This is a genomic window from Massilia sp. TWP1-3-3 (assembly GCF_049897805.1).
Lineage (GTDB): Bacteria > Pseudomonadota > Gammaproteobacteria > Burkholderiales > Burkholderiaceae_D > Telluria_A.
This window is the reverse complement of the sequence record NZ_JAFCWX010000007.1, coordinates 232,965-248,351: the sequence shown is the minus strand read 5'-3', so window position 1 is coordinate 248,351 and position 15,387 is coordinate 232,965. Positions and strand designations below refer to the sequence as shown.

General features: G+C 62.5%; 13 protein-coding genes. 7 read left to right on the top strand and 6 right to left on the bottom strand.

The genetic code is table 11. The annotated features are described in order from the left end of the window. Positions 1-10: 10 nt before the first annotated feature. The 3 genes from ACP7D4_RS09545 to ACP7D4_RS09535 all read left to right on the top strand — a co-directional run bounded on the left by ACP7D4_RS09545 (position 11) and on the right by ACP7D4_RS09535 (position 4,733). Positions 11-1,096 carry an aminopeptidase gene (locus ACP7D4_RS09545; protein ID WP_426208808.1) on the top strand — a complete coding sequence of 362 codons (1,086 nt, stop codon included), beginning with the start codon at positions 11-13 and terminating at the stop codon, positions 1,094-1,096. A gap of 181 nt (positions 1,097-1,277) precedes the next feature. After that, entirely contained in the window at positions 1,278-2,960 is a 1,683-nt protein-coding gene (locus ACP7D4_RS09540) for a long-chain fatty acid--CoA ligase (protein ID WP_426103886.1), read from the top strand. A 90-nt stretch (positions 2,961-3,050) separates the two neighbouring features. Then, complete coding sequence (locus tag ACP7D4_RS09535; protein ID WP_426208806.1) at positions 3,051-4,733, top strand: long-chain fatty acid--CoA ligase; 1,683 nt, start codon at positions 3,051-3,053, stop codon at positions 4,731-4,733. A 162-nt stretch (positions 4,734-4,895) separates the two neighbouring features. On the opposite strand, the gene ACP7D4_RS09530 is transcribed toward ACP7D4_RS09535, so the two are convergent. The 3 genes from ACP7D4_RS09530 to ACP7D4_RS09520 all read right to left on the bottom strand — a co-directional run bounded on the left by ACP7D4_RS09530 (position 4,896) and on the right by ACP7D4_RS09520 (position 7,937). Then, entirely contained in the window at positions 4,896-5,789 is an 894-nt protein-coding gene (locus ACP7D4_RS09530; protein WP_426208804.1) for a carbohydrate kinase family protein, read from the bottom strand. Positions 5,790-5,899: 110 nt separating this feature from the next. Further along, on the bottom strand, positions 5,900-7,486 hold the full coding sequence (locus tag ACP7D4_RS09525; RefSeq protein WP_426208802.1) for an alkaline phosphatase D family protein: 1,587 nt from the start codon (positions 7,484-7,486) through the stop codon (positions 5,900-5,902). Positions 7,487-7,493: 7 nt separating this feature from the next. Then, entirely contained in the window at positions 7,494-7,937 is a 444-nt protein-coding gene (locus ACP7D4_RS09520; RefSeq protein ID WP_426103882.1) for an acyl-CoA thioesterase, read from the bottom strand. A gap of 62 nt (positions 7,938-7,999) precedes the next feature. On the opposite strand from ACP7D4_RS09520, the gene ACP7D4_RS09515 reads away from it, so the two are divergent. Beyond that, a complete protein-coding gene (locus ACP7D4_RS09515) occupies positions 8,000-9,841 on the top strand; it encodes an ABCB family ABC transporter ATP-binding protein/permease (protein ID WP_426103881.1) in 1,842 nt (613 codons plus the stop codon). A 174-nt stretch (positions 9,842-10,015) separates the two neighbouring features. Here ACP7D4_RS09515 and ACP7D4_RS09510 read toward each other — a convergent pair whose 3' ends face one another. Continuing rightward, entirely contained in the window at positions 10,016-11,095 is a 1,080-nt protein-coding gene (locus ACP7D4_RS09510) for a type II asparaginase (protein ID WP_426103880.1), read from the bottom strand. 46 nt (positions 11,096-11,141) lie between these two features. Then, the gene (locus ACP7D4_RS09505; RefSeq protein ID WP_426103879.1) at positions 11,142-12,392 is read right to left on the bottom strand and encodes a dicarboxylate/amino acid:cation symporter; all 1,251 of its coding nucleotides are present in this window, start codon (positions 12,390-12,392) and stop codon (positions 11,142-11,144) included. 169 nt (positions 12,393-12,561) lie between these two features. Here ACP7D4_RS09505 and ACP7D4_RS09500 point away from each other — a divergent pair, with 169 nt between their 5' ends. Then, a complete protein-coding gene (locus ACP7D4_RS09500; RefSeq protein WP_426103878.1) occupies positions 12,562-13,287 on the top strand; it encodes an amino acid ABC transporter ATP-binding protein in 726 nt (241 codons plus the stop codon). Between the two features lie 38 nt (positions 13,288-13,325). Here ACP7D4_RS09500 and ACP7D4_RS09495 read toward each other — a convergent pair whose 3' ends face one another. Further along, entirely contained in the window at positions 13,326-13,832 is a 507-nt protein-coding gene (locus tag ACP7D4_RS09495) for a hypothetical protein (protein ID WP_426103877.1), read from the bottom strand. 120 nt (positions 13,833-13,952) lie between these two features. On the opposite strand from ACP7D4_RS09495, the gene ACP7D4_RS09490 reads away from it, so the two are divergent. Then, positions 13,953-14,201 carry a hypothetical protein gene (locus ACP7D4_RS09490; protein WP_426208801.1) on the top strand — a complete coding sequence of 83 codons (249 nt, stop codon included), beginning with the start codon at positions 13,953-13,955 and terminating at the stop codon, positions 14,199-14,201. Between the two features lie 133 nt (positions 14,202-14,334). Continuing rightward, the gene (pyrC, locus tag ACP7D4_RS09485) at positions 14,335-15,384 is read left to right on the top strand and encodes a dihydroorotase (RefSeq protein ID WP_426208799.1); all 1,050 of its coding nucleotides are present in this window, start codon (positions 14,335-14,337) and stop codon (positions 15,382-15,384) included. The last annotated feature ends 3 nt before the right edge of the window (positions 15,385-15,387 follow it).

Sequence of the window (15,387 nt, the reverse complement as noted above, 5' to 3'; positions counted from 1 at the left end):
AGGATCGCGCATGAAGTTCAGCCGCACAGCCAAAGGATGCATGTTGATGTGCGCGGCGGCGACCATGCTTGTCAGTTGTTCTAGCCTAAATTACTACGCCCAGGCCGCGCAGGGCCAGCTGACGCTGCTTTCCGACGCCCGACCCATCGAAGAATGGCTGGCCGACCAGAACACCGACGCCAAACTCAGGACGCGCCTGGCCACCGCGCGCCAGATCCGCACCTTCGCCGTGCACGAGCTTGGCCTGCCCGACAACAACAGCTATAAAAACTACGCGTCGCTCGCGCGCCCCTTCGTGCTGTGGAATGTCGTCGCCACGCCCGAGCTCTCGCTCAAGCCCGTCCAGTGGTGCTTCCCGGTGGCTGGCTGCGTCAGTTACCGCGGCTACTACAGCAAGGAAGACGCCGCAGCCTACGGACGCGAACTGCGCGCCGCGGGCAACGACGTGCAGGTCGGCGGCGTGCCGGCCTATTCCACGCTCGGCTGGTTCGACGATCCGCTGATTTCGACCTTCATCTACTACCCGGACGCCGAACTGGCGCGCCTGCTGTTCCACGAATTGTCGCACCAGGTGGTGTACGTGCAGGGCGATTCCCAGTTCAATGAATCGTTCGCCAGCGCGGTGGAGGAGGCCGGCGTGGAGCGCTGGCTGAGCAGCTACGGCAACCAGGCCATACGCGACAATTACATCAAGTTTTCCGCGCGCAAGAAGGAATTTCTGAAACTGTTGCTCACCTGCCGCAGCGCGCTGGAAGAAACCTACGCTTCCAAGGCCAGCCAAGCCAACAAGCGCGCCGCCAAGGCGCGCCTGTTCCAAAAGCTCAAGGATGACTACCAGTTGCTTAAGCTTAGCTGGGGCGGCTTTGCCGGCTACGACCGCTTTTTCGCCGAACCGCTGTCCAACGCGCACCTGGCATCAATTGCCACTTATAACGATTTCATCCCCGCTTTCCGCGCCTTGCTGGCGCGCGAAAAGACCTTTTCCCGCTTTTATGCCGCCGCCCGCGTCCTTGCCGAACTTGACAAAGACGAACGCCATACCCAGCTCAAACGCCTCGGCGGACCGATAGCTGTTGTTGCTGCAGCGCAGCAATGATCCTCCGGATAGAGGTCTTGCTCGAATACCAGCAAAAGCGCTTGCGTCCAAGCCGTCTGCCCGATAGCATCACAAGCAGGTGTGATAAAACGCATGCTCGTTCTTTTTAATCTAAAAAGCAACGCGACTGGCAGGGTGCCGCCAGATCCAACAATATAATTATTTGAGACAGAGGCATTCGATGGACAAATTTTGGCTGAAATCCTATCCCGCAAACATGCCGTCGGAGATCAATCCTGACCAATACGGCTCGCTCGTCCAGTTGCTGGAAGAGTCTTTCACCAAATTCGCAGACCGCAATGCCTACGTCTGCATGGACAAGTTCCTCACCTACCGTGAAGTCGACCTGTATTCCAGGCGTATGGCCGCCTGGCTGCAGACGCGCGGCCTGAAAAAAGGCGCGCGCGTGGCGGTAATGATGCCCAACGTGCTGCAGTACCCGATCGCGATTGCCGCCATCCTGCGCGCCGGCTACACAGTCGTCAACGTCAACCCGCTGTACACGCCGCGCGAACTGGAACACCAGCTCAACGACTCGGGCAGCGAAGCGATCATCGTGCTGGAGAACTTCGCCACCACGCTCGAACAGGTGCTGGCCAAGACCGGCGTCAAGCACATCGTCGTGGCCAGCATGGGCGAAATGCTCGGTGGCCTGAAAGGCATGATCGTCAATTTCGTGGTGCGCAACGTCAAAAAAATGGTGCCGGCGTTTTCGCTGCCGAACGCGCTGCGCTTCAAGGACGTGCTGGCCCAGGGCGAAAAAATGACCTTCACGCCGGTCAAGGCCAGCGCATCGGACGTCGCCTTTTTGCAGTACACGGGCGGCACCACGGGCGTGTCGAAAGGGGCCACGCTCACGCACCGCAACATCATCGCCAACGTGCTGCAAAGCGAAGCGTGGTCGCAGCCGGCCCTGGTGCGCGCGCCGGTCGTCGAGCAGGTCGTCATCGTGTGCGCGCTGCCGTTGTATCACATCTTTGCGCTGACGGCGTGCGCCATGTGGGGCACCCGCGTGGGCGCGCTCAATATCCTGATCCCGAACCCGCGCGATATCCCGGGCTTCATCAAGGAGCTGGCCAAGTACAAGATCAACATGCTGCCGGCGGTGAACACGCTCTACAACGCGCTGGTCAACCATCCTGACATCGGCAAGGTCGATTTTTCAGGCCTGAAAATTTCCAATGGCGGCGGCATGGCCGTGCAGCAGGCCGTCAACGACAAGTGGAAAAAACTCACGGGCACCTGCATCATCGAAGGCTACGGCTTGTCCGAAACGTCGCCCGTAGCCACCTGCAATCGGGCCGACCTGACCGAGTTTTCCGGCACCATCGGCCTGCCGGTGCCGTCGACCGAAATCGCCATCTTGGACGACGACGGCCATCCGGTGGCATTGGGCGAGCCGGGCGAAATCGCGATCCGCGGCCCGCAGGTGATGGCCGGCTACTGGAACCGCGCCGACGAAACGGCCAAGGTCATGACCGCCGACGGCTTTTTCAAGTCGGGCGACGTGGGCGTCATGGACGCCAACGGCTACGTCAAGATTGTCGATCGCAAGAAGGACATGATCCTGGTCTCCGGCTTTAACGTCTACCCGAACGAACTCGAAGGCGTGATCGCGCTCCATCCGGGCGTGCTGGAATGCGCCGTCATCGGCGTGCCCGACGAGCACTCCGGCGAAGCGGTCAAGGTGTACGTGGTGCGCAAGGACCCGAACCTGACCAGCGAGCAGTTGATGGACTACTGCAAGCAGCAGTTCACCGGCTACAAGAAACCGAAATACATTGAGTTTCGCGACGAGCTGCCAAAGACCAACGTCGGCAAGATCTTGCGCCGCGTCCTGCGAGATGAAAAGAAAGCCGCGTAAATAGTGGAAACCGAAAGCCGCCCGATCCGCTCGGGCGGCTTTTGCGTTAGAAAGCACGGTAGAAGCACACAACAACGAGAGAGGCATCAGATGGACAAGTTTTGGCTTAAGTCGTACGAAAAAGGCGTGGCAACGGAGATCGACATCACGCAGTACCGGTCGCTCAACGCCTTGCTCGAAGAAGCGTTCAAGAAATACGCCGACCGCAAGGCCTTCGCCTGCATGGACAAGTCCATCACCTATGGCGAGCTCGATCAGATGTCGCGGCAGATGGGCGCCTGGCTGCAGTCGCGCGGGCTCAAGCAAGGTGCGCGCGTGGCCATCATGATGCCCAACGTCTTGCAGTATCCGGTCGCCATGGCCGCCGTGCTGCGCGCCGGTTACGTGATCGTCAATGTCAATCCGCTGTACACCCCGCGCGAACTGCAGCACCAGCTTTCCGACTCGGGCGCCGAGGCGATCATCGTGCTGGAGAACTTCGCCACCACCGTCGAACAGGTGCTGGCCAAAACCAAGGTCAAGCACGTCATCGTCGCCAACATGGGCGATTTGCTCGGTTTCGTAAAAGGCACCATCGTCAACTTCGTGGTGCGCAAGGTCAAAAAAATGGTGCCGGCGTTTTCGCTGCCAACCGCGATCCCGTTCAACAAGGTGCTCGCCGAAGGCACGCGCCTGACGCTCAAACCCGTCAAGCTCGGTCATGACGACATCGCCTTTTTGCAGTACACGGGCGGCACCACGGGCGTGTCCAAGGGCGCCGTGCTCCTGCACCGCAACGTGATCGCCAACGTGCTGCAAAACGAAGCGTGGCTGCAGCCGACCTTGAATACACTGCCAAAGGACCAGCAGCTCATCTTCATTTGCGCGCTGCCGCTGTACCACATCTATTCGCTCACCGTTTGCGCCATGATGGGCACGCGCCTGGGCGGCTTGAACGTGCTCATTCCAAATCCGCGCGACATGCCCGGTTTCGTCAAGGAGTTGGCCAAGTACAAGGTCAACATTTTCCCGGCCGTGAATACGCTGTACAACGGTTTGCTCAACAACGCCGACTTCCACAAGCTTGATTTTTCAAGCTACAAGATCTGCAACGGCGGCGGCATGTCGGTGCAGCAGGCCGTGGCCGACAAGTGGCTCAAGCTGACCGGCACCCCGATCATCGAAGGCTATGGTCTGTCCGAGACGTCGCCGGTGGCCACCGCCAACCGCTGCGACATCAAGGAATTTACCGGCATGATCGGCCTGCCGTATCCGTCCACCGAAATCCAGATCCTGGACGACGACGGCCAGCCGGTCCCGCTGGGCACCGCCGGCGAAATCGCGATTCGTGGCCCGCAGGTGATGGCCGGCTACTGGCAGCGCGACGATGAAACGGCCAAGGTCATGACGGCCGACGGCTTCTTCAAGTCGGGCGACGTCGGCATCATGGACGAACGCGGCTACACCCGGATCGTGGACCGCAAGAAGGACATGATTCTGGTGTCGGGCTTCAACGTCTATCCGAACGAGATTGAAGGCGTGGTCTCCGCGCATCCGGGCGTGCTCGAATGCGCGTGCGTGGGCGTGCCGGACAAAAATTCAGGCGAGGCTGTGAAGCTGTTCGTGGTGAAAAAGGATCCGAACCTGACCTCCGAGATGCTGATGGATTACTGCAAAGAGCAGCTGACCGCGTACAAGAAGCCGAAGTACATCGAGTTCCGCACCGATCTGCCCAAGACCAACGTCGGCAAGATCCTGCGGCGCGAGCTGCGCGACGAAAAGACCGCCGCGTAACTGGCAAGCCCCAGCGGCCTCGCGAGCGAGGCTGCTGCACAAGGGGCTTCGTGGACCTACTCTTTTGCAGCGACATGGAACGCGGGACGATGAGGCTTGGCGTTGTTATCGGCGTGATTGCTTTGCCAGCGTGCCCCTGTTTTCAGCCCGCGCCGACCTCGATCACAGGAGATTGCGCAGTTCCTCACCCGTCAAAAACCCCTCCGCCGTGCCCTCGAGCCCGCACGCATGCTCGCCGGCGACTGCTCCCATCTGCATGCACTCCAACACCCCCCGCTCCTGCGCGTAGCCGGCCAAAAACGCCGCCGCAAACGCATCGCCCGCGCCATTGCTGTCAACGATGGGCCGTCCCATCCCCGCCACCCGCACGTGCCGCGATACCTGCTCGCCCCGCGTCATGAAATAACTGCCCGCCGCACCGGCCGTAGCCACCACGACTTGTGCGCGGCCCTGCGCGAAAATCTCGCGCATGACCTGTTCATGCCGCCCTCCCATGGCGGCGGTACTCATGAACACGATGTCCGAACGATAGGCGAAGAGATGGTAATAAGGTTTGCTGCCGTCCCAGTCATGCAGGTCCGTCGACACCATCACGCCAAGCGCCTGCGCATCGTCGTACAGATCCGCTGCCCACGGCACGATGGAAAAATGCGCATGCGTGGCACGCTCCAGGAAGGGCAGGTAATACGCGCGCTCCATGCGCAGCGCGTCCGGATGGCGAGCGTCATACAAGGAGAGCCGCCGCCCCGCCGGGTCAACCAGGTTCACGCTGCGGCGCGTGCCGCTTGGGTGAATCAGATAGCTGAAGGGCAGGCCCCGCTCGCGGTAACGCGCGTGGATCAGTTCTGCCTGCGGATCGTCGCCGATGAAGTCGACCAACATCGTGGCCCGCCCAAGCGCGTGCGAGCCGAGCGCCACGCCATTGCCGGTATGGGCCACGTAGTCGCGCACCGGGCCCACATGAATTGAGTCTGCCGTCGCCAGCGGCAGCCAGGGAACGCGCACGATGGTGTCGATGCCGACACCGCCAAATACCACAAGGTCCAAGTCGCGCATCGTATTTACCGGTTGTCTAGTTGCGGCAAATATATCGTAAACGTAGTTTTACTACAATATTTGATAGAAAAGTGCTGGGAAATGTGGTTTTTACTACCTGATTTGCTGCCTCATCCAGTGCGCCGCGCGCCCGGTCGACCGTTCGCGACGCCAAAGCTGGCCAGGCGCGCCGCCGCGCTGTTCGGGTCGCGCACATTGTCCAGGCCGACAAAAACGGTCGAAGTCGATTCCGGCGTAATTTCCATCAGCATGAAGCCCCGCTTGTCGCTGCGGCCATATTTGATGTGCGGGTTCATGTCGACAAACTGCTGCGTGCGCGCCTGCCCCCTGGAGCTCGAGGTAACGGAAGTGCCGCACAACTCGGTGGCAATGACGGGATTGCGCGCCGAGACGGGGCGCCCGAAATCGGCCAACAGATCAGTCGCGTAAAAAGTATGCACGTCGCCCGACAGGATCACCGGATTGGCCGCGCGGCTCGCCACCAGCGCATCGAACAGCCGGGCGCGCGCCGCCGGATAGCCATCCCAGCCATCGTTCCAGAAGCGCCCGCCACCGGGCGTAGTGAGCGGCAGCTGGCTCGATTGCGCCATGGGCGTTTGCTGCGCCACGATATTCCAGCGTGCTTTCGACGACGCAAAGCCTTCGGCCAGCCACGCTTCCTGCTGCGCGCCGAGCATGCTGCGCGCCGGATCGGCCAACGCCTTGCAGGCACGCGTGACCGAGCTTGAACCACCGCGCCCCTTGGGCGCACACGCCTGCACCGCGCGGTACTGGCGGTCGTCCAGCACGTGCAGGCGCGCCAGCTGGCCCCAGTCATAGCGCTGGTAGATACGCACGTCGCCAAAGGCACCCGAGCGCGGCGTTGCCAGGCGCAGCGGCATGTGCTCGTAGAAGGCCTGGTAGGCCGCGGCGCGGCGCGCTGCAAAGTCGGGCGTGAGCAGCTCGTCGCGGTCGCGCGCGTAGTCGTTGGCCACTTCATGGTCGTCCCAGGTCACGATCCAGGGCGCGGCCAGGTGCGCCGCCTGCAGGTCCGGGTCGCTCTTGTACTGCGCGTAGCGAGCGCGGTAGTCGGGCAGCGAGTACGACTCGTTCACCCGCTGCGCGCTGGCCGGGTGGTGCAATTGGTACGGTCCCCACTCGTAGATGTAGTCGCCCAAAAACACCACCAGGTCCGGATGGGCGGCTGCGATATGGCGGTGCGCCGCGTACGCGCCAAACTCCCAGTGCTGGCAGGAGGCGACGGCCAGCTTGAGCAGCCCGGGCATGGTGCCCGGCGCGGGCGCGGTGCGGGTGCGCCCGGCCGGGCTGACGGCGTCGCCCAGCATGAAGCGGTACCAGTACCAGCGCGCCGGTGCCAGTCCCTTGACGTCTACATGGACGCTGTGGGCCAGTGCGGGCGAGGCGGTTGCCGTACCCGCGGCGACGATACGGGTAAACGCCTGGTCGTGCGCCACCTCCCAGCGCACCGGAACGGCCACTGGCGGCATCGACTGTGCATTGAGCGGATCGGCCAGGATGCGCGTCCAGAGAATAACGGAGTCGGGCAGGGGCGAACCGGAAGCGACACCGAGACTGAATGGATAAGCTTGCGCGCGCGGGGCCGGGGCCGCCACGCTGGCGCCGGCCGCCCCCAGCGCGGCGCCCAGGCCGGCCAGGCGCGCGCCGCGCAGCAGGAAAATCCGGCGCTGCTGCTGCACCGGCACCTTAGCAGTCGGCCCTGGTGCTGTCGAGCGCGGGCAGCTTGCGCGGCTTGCGGTCGTCGCCGGTGGCCACATACGTTAGCGTCGCTTCGGTCACCTTGACGGTGTCGGCCTGCAGGCGGTTACGCTCGGCATACACTTCGACGTAGACGGTCACCGATGTGTTGCCGACCTTGACGATATCGGCGTAAAACGACAGCAGGTCGCCTACGAACACGGGATGCTTGAATACGAAGGAGTTGACCGCGATCGTGGCAACGCGGCCGTTGGCGCGGCGCGTGGCCGGCAGCGAACCGGCAATGTCGACCTGCGCCATGATCCAGCCGCCGAACACATCGCCGTAGACATTGGCGTCGGACGGCGCCGGCATCACCCGCAATTGCGGCATTTTGCCAGGAGGAAGGCCCGTGGTGGATGGTGCGGAAGCGTCTTTTTCGGGCGTGGTCATCTTGAATTCTCATGAAAGGCTACAATCGTCCAGATTGAACCATAAATATCAGACCTCTGCCAATGCGCCACCATTCCTCCAGCACGCCACCCCCTGTCGCCGACCCCAAAGCCGTAGTCCGCAGCGACTGGGCCGTCATCCAGACGCTGTTTCCCTACCTGTGGGTCTACAAATGGCGCGTGATGGCGGCCATGGCCTGCCTGATCGCCGCCAAGGTGGCCAACGTGGGCGTGCCGATGGTGCTCAAAAAGCTCATCGACCAGCTCACCATCAACCCGGCCAGCCCGCATGCGCTGCTGGTGCTGCCGCTCGGGGCGCTGGTCGCCTATGGCATGCTGCGCTTGTCGACAACCGTGTTTACCGAGCTGCGCGAGTTCCTGTTTTCGCGCGTCACGCAGCGCGCCGTGCGCACCATTGCCCTGCGCGTGTTTCGCCACCTGCATGCGCTGTCGCTGCGCTTTCACCTGAACCGCCAGACCGGGGGCATGACGCGCGATATCGAACGCGGCACGCGCGGCGTCAGCTCGCTGATCTCGTTCACGCTGTTTAATATCTTGCCCACGCTGGTCGAAATCACGCTCGTGCTCGGTTACCTGGTGACCCATTACGACATCTGGTTTTCAGTCATCACCGCGGTGGCGCTGGTGACCTACATCGCCTTTACCGTCCTCGTCACCGACTGGCGCACGCACTTCCGGCGCACCATGAACGACCTCGATTCCAAGGCCAACACCAAAGCGATCGACTCGCTGATCAACTATGAAACCGTCAAGTACTTCGGCAACGAGGATTACGAAGCAACGCGCTACGACGAAGGCCTGAAGGGGTTTGAAAACGCCGCAGTCAAGTCGCAGACCTCGCTGTCGTTCCTCAACACAGGGCAGTCCCTGATTATCGCCACCGCCGTCACGCTGATCCTATGGCGCGCCACCGCCGGCGTGATCGCCGGGAGCATGACGTTGGGCGACCTGGTGCTGGTCAATACCTTCATGATCCAGCTGTACATTCCGCTCAATTTTCTGGGCGTGATCTACCGCGAGATCAAGCAAAGCCTGGCCGACATGGAGCGCCTGTTCTCGCTGCTGGACCAGAACAAGGAAGTGGCCGACGACCCGCGCGCCAAGGCACTGCAGACGCGCGGCGCGCAGGTCGTGTTTTCAAACGTGAACTTCAGCTACGAGAGCAATCGCGAGATTTTGTTCGGCGTGGACTTCACGATCCCGGCCGGGACCACCACGGCGGTGGTGGGGCACAGCGGCTCGGGCAAGTCGACCTTGTCGCGCTTGTTGTTCCGCTTTTATGACGTCAACAGCGGTGGCATCAGCATCGACGGCCAGGATCTGCGCCACGTCACGCAAGAGTCGCTGCGCAGCGCGATCGGCATTGTGCCGCAAGATACGGTGCTGTTCAATGACACCATCGGGTACAACATCGCTTATGGCAAACCGGGCGCCACGCAGGACGATATTGTCGCGGCAGCGCGGGCGGCGTCGATCCATGACTTCATCGAGACCTTGCCGGACGGGTATGGAACCATGGTGGGCGAGCGCGGCTTGAAGCTATCGGGCGGCGAAAAGCAGCGCGTGGCAATTGCCCGCACCCTGCTCAAAAATCCCGCGATCCTGATCTTTGACGAGGCCACATCGGCGCTCGATTCAAAGGCCGAGCAGGCGATCCAGGCGCAGTTGAAGGAAATTGCAAAGAACCGCACCACGCTGGTGATTGCGCATCGGCTCTCGACGGTGGCCGACGCGCAGCAGATCCTGGTGCTCGATCACGGCAAGATCGTCGAGCGCGGCACGCATCAGGCCCTGCTCGCGCAGGATGGTTTGTACCGGCAGATGTGGGAGCGGCAGCAGGCCAGGCAGGATGAAGAGTTGCTGGCGTCTCCGGTGCCGACGTGACGCCTTGGTTTGCATCGCGCAGCGACCGTTGCGGCTGAAAAAATAGCCAACAATGTGGCGGAATGCGCTGGCGCTTTTCCGCCCTACGCGGTGTCGTCAGCGAATGGAGCACCTTTTGCATGGATGCGCCCGTAGGGCGGAAAAGCGCAGCGCATTCCGCCATTTCTCACCGCCTCAGTAGGTATAAAACATCCGCTGAATCTCCTTGGTATTGCTGGTTTTGGTCAGCGCCAGCATCAGCAAGATGCGCGCCTTTTGCGCACTCAAGGTATCGGCCACCACAAAGTCCAGCTCATCGTCATTGGCCTCGCCATTGCGCGCCAAAATCCCCTGGCCCACGCGGCTTGCGCGCACCACAACCACACCCTTGGCGCGCGCCGCCACCAGCGCCGGCTTGACCTTGGACGCCAGGCTGCCGTCCCCCACGCCCGCATGGATGATGCCCTTGGCGCCTGTGGCCACAAACGCATCGACCGCCACCGGCCCCATATTCGCGTAACCATACACAATCTCCACCGCCGGCAGCACCTGCAGCGCGCCGATATCGAACTCGGTGTCGCTCGTATGCTTGCGCAGCTGCTGGCGATAAAAGAACGGTTTGCCGCCCTGGATATAACCGAGCATGCCCAGCTCGGAAGTGCGGAACGCATCGAGCGTCGAGGTATTGCTCTTGGCGACATCGCGCGCGGACTGGATCTGGTCATTCATCGCCACCAGCACGCCCTTGCCCACCGCTTCCGGGCTGGCCGCGAGCAGCACCGAGTTATACAAGTTGATCGGGCCGTCGGCCGAGATCGCGGTCGACGGCCGCATCGCGCCCACCAGCACCACGGGTTTACGGCTCTTGACGACCAGGTTTAAAAAATAAGCGGTTTCTTCCAGCGTATCGGTGCCGTGCGTGATGACGATGCCGTCCACATTCGGCTGGGCCAGCAACACATTGACGCGCTTGGCCAGCGTGAGCCAGTGCTCATTGCTCATGTTCTCGCTGGCGATCTGGAACACCTGCTCGCCGCTGACGTTGGCAACCTTGGCCAGTTCCGGCACCGCCGCGATCAGGCGCTGCACGCCGACGGTGGCGGCGGTGTAGCCGACGGTGGTGGTGGACGAGGCGCCGGTGCCGGCGATGGTGCCCCCGGTCGCCAGGATCGTCACATTGGCCAGCTTGGGCGCGGCCGACTCGGCGTGCGCGGCCATGAAGAACAATAGGCCGAACAGCGCCAACATCGATTGCGCGGGATTTTTACGAAGCATGCGGTCTCCTGGACTGACTAGGGTGTTGATAAATGGGCGGGGCAGCTCAAGGCAGCGGGGCGGTAGCCAGGTCTTCCTGCGTTGGATTGGTCAGTTCGCCTTCCCACTTCGCCACGACGGCGGTGGCGATGCCGTTGCCGATGACGTTGGTGGCCGAACGCGCCATGTCGAGGAAGTGGTCAATCCCGAGCAGCAGCAGCAAGCCTTGTTCAGGCAGGCCAAACTGCGCCAGCGTGGCGGCAATCACCACCAGCGAGGCGCGCGGCACGCCCGCCATGCCCTTGGAGGTCAGCATCAGCACCAGCATCATTGTCAGCTGGGTGCTCCACTCCATGTGAATGCCGTAAGCCTGGGCGATGAAAATGGTGGCGAAGGTGCAGTACATCATCGAGCCGTCGAGGTTGAACGAATACCCGATCGGCAGCACGAAGGCGGCAATCCGGTTGCGCACGCCAAAGCGCTCCAGGCCTTCCAGCGTTTTGGGGAAGGCCGCTTCGGACGACGCGGTCGAAAACGCGAGCAGTGTCGGTTCGCGCAGTTCGCGCAGCAGCGCAATGACGCGCGGACCGAGGAACAGGAAGCCGGCAAAAATCAGCAGCAGCCACAACAGCGCAATGCCGAGGTAAAATTCGCCCATGAAAACGCTGTACTTGGCGATCACTTTCGGGCCGCTCTTGGCGATAATCGCCGTCACGGCGGCAAACACCGCGATCGGCGCCAGGTTCATCACGTAGCCGGTCACCTTGAGCATGACGTGGGCCACGCCGTCGATCGCGTCGATCAACGGTTTTGCGCGTTCGCCCACCGCAGCGGCCGCGGTGCCGAAGAACAGCGAGAAAATCACGATCTGCAAAATCTCGTTCTTGGCCATGCCATCGACGATCGACGCGGGCACCAGGTGGGTGACGAATTCTTTGAGCGTCAAGCTGGCGGTGGTGATGTCGGTCTTGGCCAAGGGCTCGAGTTCCATGCCCACGCCCGGCTGCAGCACGTTCACTAGCACCAGGCCGAGCGAGAGCGACATGACCGACGCTAGCACGAACCACAGCAGCGCCTTGGCGCCGATGCGTCCCACCTCGCTGGCGCTGCCCATCTTGGCGATGCCCACCACCAGGGTGGAGAACACGAGCGGGGCGATGATCATCTTGATCAGGCGCAGGAACACCGTGGTGACCAGCGATAGGTAATCGGCAAACGGTTTGGGATCGGCCAGCATCAGGTTGGCGGCGTAGCCGGTGATCAGGCCGAGCACCAGTGCGCCGAGAATGTAGAGGGTGAGGCGATTCTTCTTGTTCATATGGTGCGCATCCTGTTGGTAGGCCGATGAGTTGATGAGTCAGTGAGCCGATGAGCCTAAGCTTGCCTTCTGGGCAAAATAGCATTCTCATTGCAAGTTTGGCAGTATCCTAGTGGGCGGGGGTGCTGTCAAGCCGACCGCACCCGTCCCGAACAGGCAAGAAAACAACATGATCGAACTTAAAAATGTCAGCAAGTCGTACGGCGCTTTCAAGGTGCTGGCCGAGTGCAGCACGCGCGTCGACAAGGGCGACGTGGTGGTCATCTGCGGCCCGTCCGGCTCCGGCAAGTCGACCCTGATCAAGACCGTCAACGGCCTGGAGCCGTTCCAGGCGGGCGAAGTGATCGTCGACGGCGTGTCGGTGGGCGCGCCCAAGACCGATCTGTCGCGCCTTCGCGCGCGCATCGGCATGGTGTTCCAGAATTTCGAGCTGTTCCCGCACCTGTCGGTACGCGACAACCTGACGCTCGGGCAAATCAAGGTGCTGGGGCGCACGCGCGAGGAAGCCACTGTTCGCGGCCTGAAGTACCTGGACCGGGTTGGCTTGCTGGCGCAGCAGGACAAGTTTCCCAGCCAGCTCTCGGGCGGCCAGCAGCAGCGCGTGGCGATCGCGCGCGCGCTGGCGATGGACCCGGTCGCAATGCTGTTCGACGAACCCACCTCCGCGCTCGACCCGGAAATGATCACCGAGGTGCTCGACGTGATGGTCGGCCTGGCGCAGGAGGGCATGACGATGATGGTGGTAACCCACGAGATGGGTTTTGCGCGCAAGGTGGCCGACCGCATCATCTTCATGGATCACGGCCGGATTGTCGAAGATACGCCGACGCAGGCGTTTTTCACGCAGCCGGCGTCCGAGCGGGCGCGCGAATTCTTGGCCAAGATCATTCACTGAGCGGCTGACGGCTGGCACCAGGATTGTCAGGCTGCGGCCTACTTGGCGCAAGCCTCGCGCGCCAGGCTGGCGCCGCGCTGCTGCGCGCTGGCAAACTGCGCCGCCGACAGCTCGTCCCCAAAGCGTTCGCGCAGCTGCGCCTCTGCAAGCAGCTTTTTGCGCGGCACCGCGGCCGCGATACTGTAGGCCATGGCCGCCTCCGGATCGCGCCCGGTGAGCTGGCCCGCATCGTAGACGGTCGACAGCAGCGCCAGCGCGAACTGGTCGCAGGTGCGGCCCGCTTGCTTCAGGTAGGCCAGCGCATCGGTTTTCCATTGCACGACAGTGGGGTCGCCCGGGTTGTCGGCAACATCGAAATCGCGCCCGTACGGGCCTTCCATGTAAAAGTCGATCTGCGCGCCCACGTGTCCGGCGCGCGCGGCGGTGTCCAAAAAGGCCAGCCTTTCCTGCACCTGGGCCGGCGACATGCCCGCGCACAGCTTGACCATGGCGGCGCGCTCGCGCAGGAACGCTTCGCGCTCGCCTGCTTCGTGGTATTCGGCCACCGGGTCGGCGTTGGCCGCGCAGATCGATGCGGCCTGGTAGACCTAGTACGCCCATCCCGGGTGGAACTTGACGAAGCGAAGCGGGGCGCGCTGATGACGGTGCCGGTCAGGTAGACCCGCTTGCTGGCGGTGCAGGTGGTGAGTTCGGAAGCGCTGGCTTACATCGATGGCAACAACACAAGCAGAGCAATCATTGATTTTTTCAATGCGATCTCCAAAGGCGTGGTGTTTCACTATGACCCGTTGATTCCGATGTCCCTTGCGCCTGCGGGCGGCCAAGCATGCAGTACTGCCAACTCAGAACCAAGCTCGACTGTATCCCGGAAAATCAGCGAAAGACAAAAGTTCGCATTTTTAGACAAAAGTTGATGCGCAATGCCAACGGTTGTCTAGACAAAGCGCGAGCTTAGCAAACCATGGCGCGACAACTTCCGGCGCCGCTGCCGGCGCCCCAACACGCGTGGGGGCAGGTAAAATGCTGCATCCTTCGCCGAAAGCTGCCATGACCCTCCTCGCCACCCCGCAATCGCTCACCATCACCCGCCCCGACGACTGGCACCTGCACCTGCGCGACGGCGCGGCGCTGGCCAGCGTGCTGCCGCACAGCGCACGCCAGTTCGCGCGCGCCATCGTCATGCCCAACCTCAAGGCGCCGGTCACCACCACCGCCATGGCGCAAGCCTACCGCGAGCGCATCCTGGCCGCGCTGCCGTCCGGCATGGCGTTCGAGCCCCTGATGACGCTCTACCTGACCGACAATACCGACCCCGACGAAATCCGGCGTGCGGCCGACAGCGGCTTCGTGCACGCCGTCAAGCTGTACCCGGCCGGCGCCACCACCAATTCGGACGCCGGCGTGACCGACCTCACGCGCTGCTACAAGACGCTTGAAGTGATGCAGGAAGTGGGCATGCCCTTCCTGGTCCATGGCGAAGTGACCGACCAGGACATCGACCTGTTCGACCGCGAAGCGGTATTCATCGAACGGGTAATGCGTCCGCTGCGGCGCGACATGCCGGCGCTGAAAATCGTCTTCGAGCACATCACCACCAAAGACGCGGCGCAATACGTGGCCGAAGCGGACGGCCCGATCGCCGCCACCATCACCGCCCACCACCTGCTCTACAACCGCAACGAGATTTTCAAGGGCGGCATTCGTCCCCACTTCTACTGCCTGCCCGTACTCAAGCGCGAAGAACACCGCCTGGCCTTGATGACGGCGGCCACCAGCGGCGACGAACGCTTTTTCCTCGGTACCGACTCCGCCCCGCATGCCATCGGCGCCAAGGAAACCGCATGCGGCTGCGCCGGCTGCTACACCGCCCTGCACGCGATGGAGATGTACACCGAAGCGTTCGAACGTGCCGGCGCGCTCGACAAGCTCGAAGCCTTCGCCAGCTTCCACGGTCCGGATTTCTACGAGCTGCCGCGCAATACCGGGACCGTGACGCTCAAGCGCGAAGCCTGGACGCTGCCGCAAACGGTGCCGCTGGCCGAGTCCACGCTGGTGCCGCTTAACGGCGGCGAGCAGATCAACTGGAAACTGCTGTAGGCC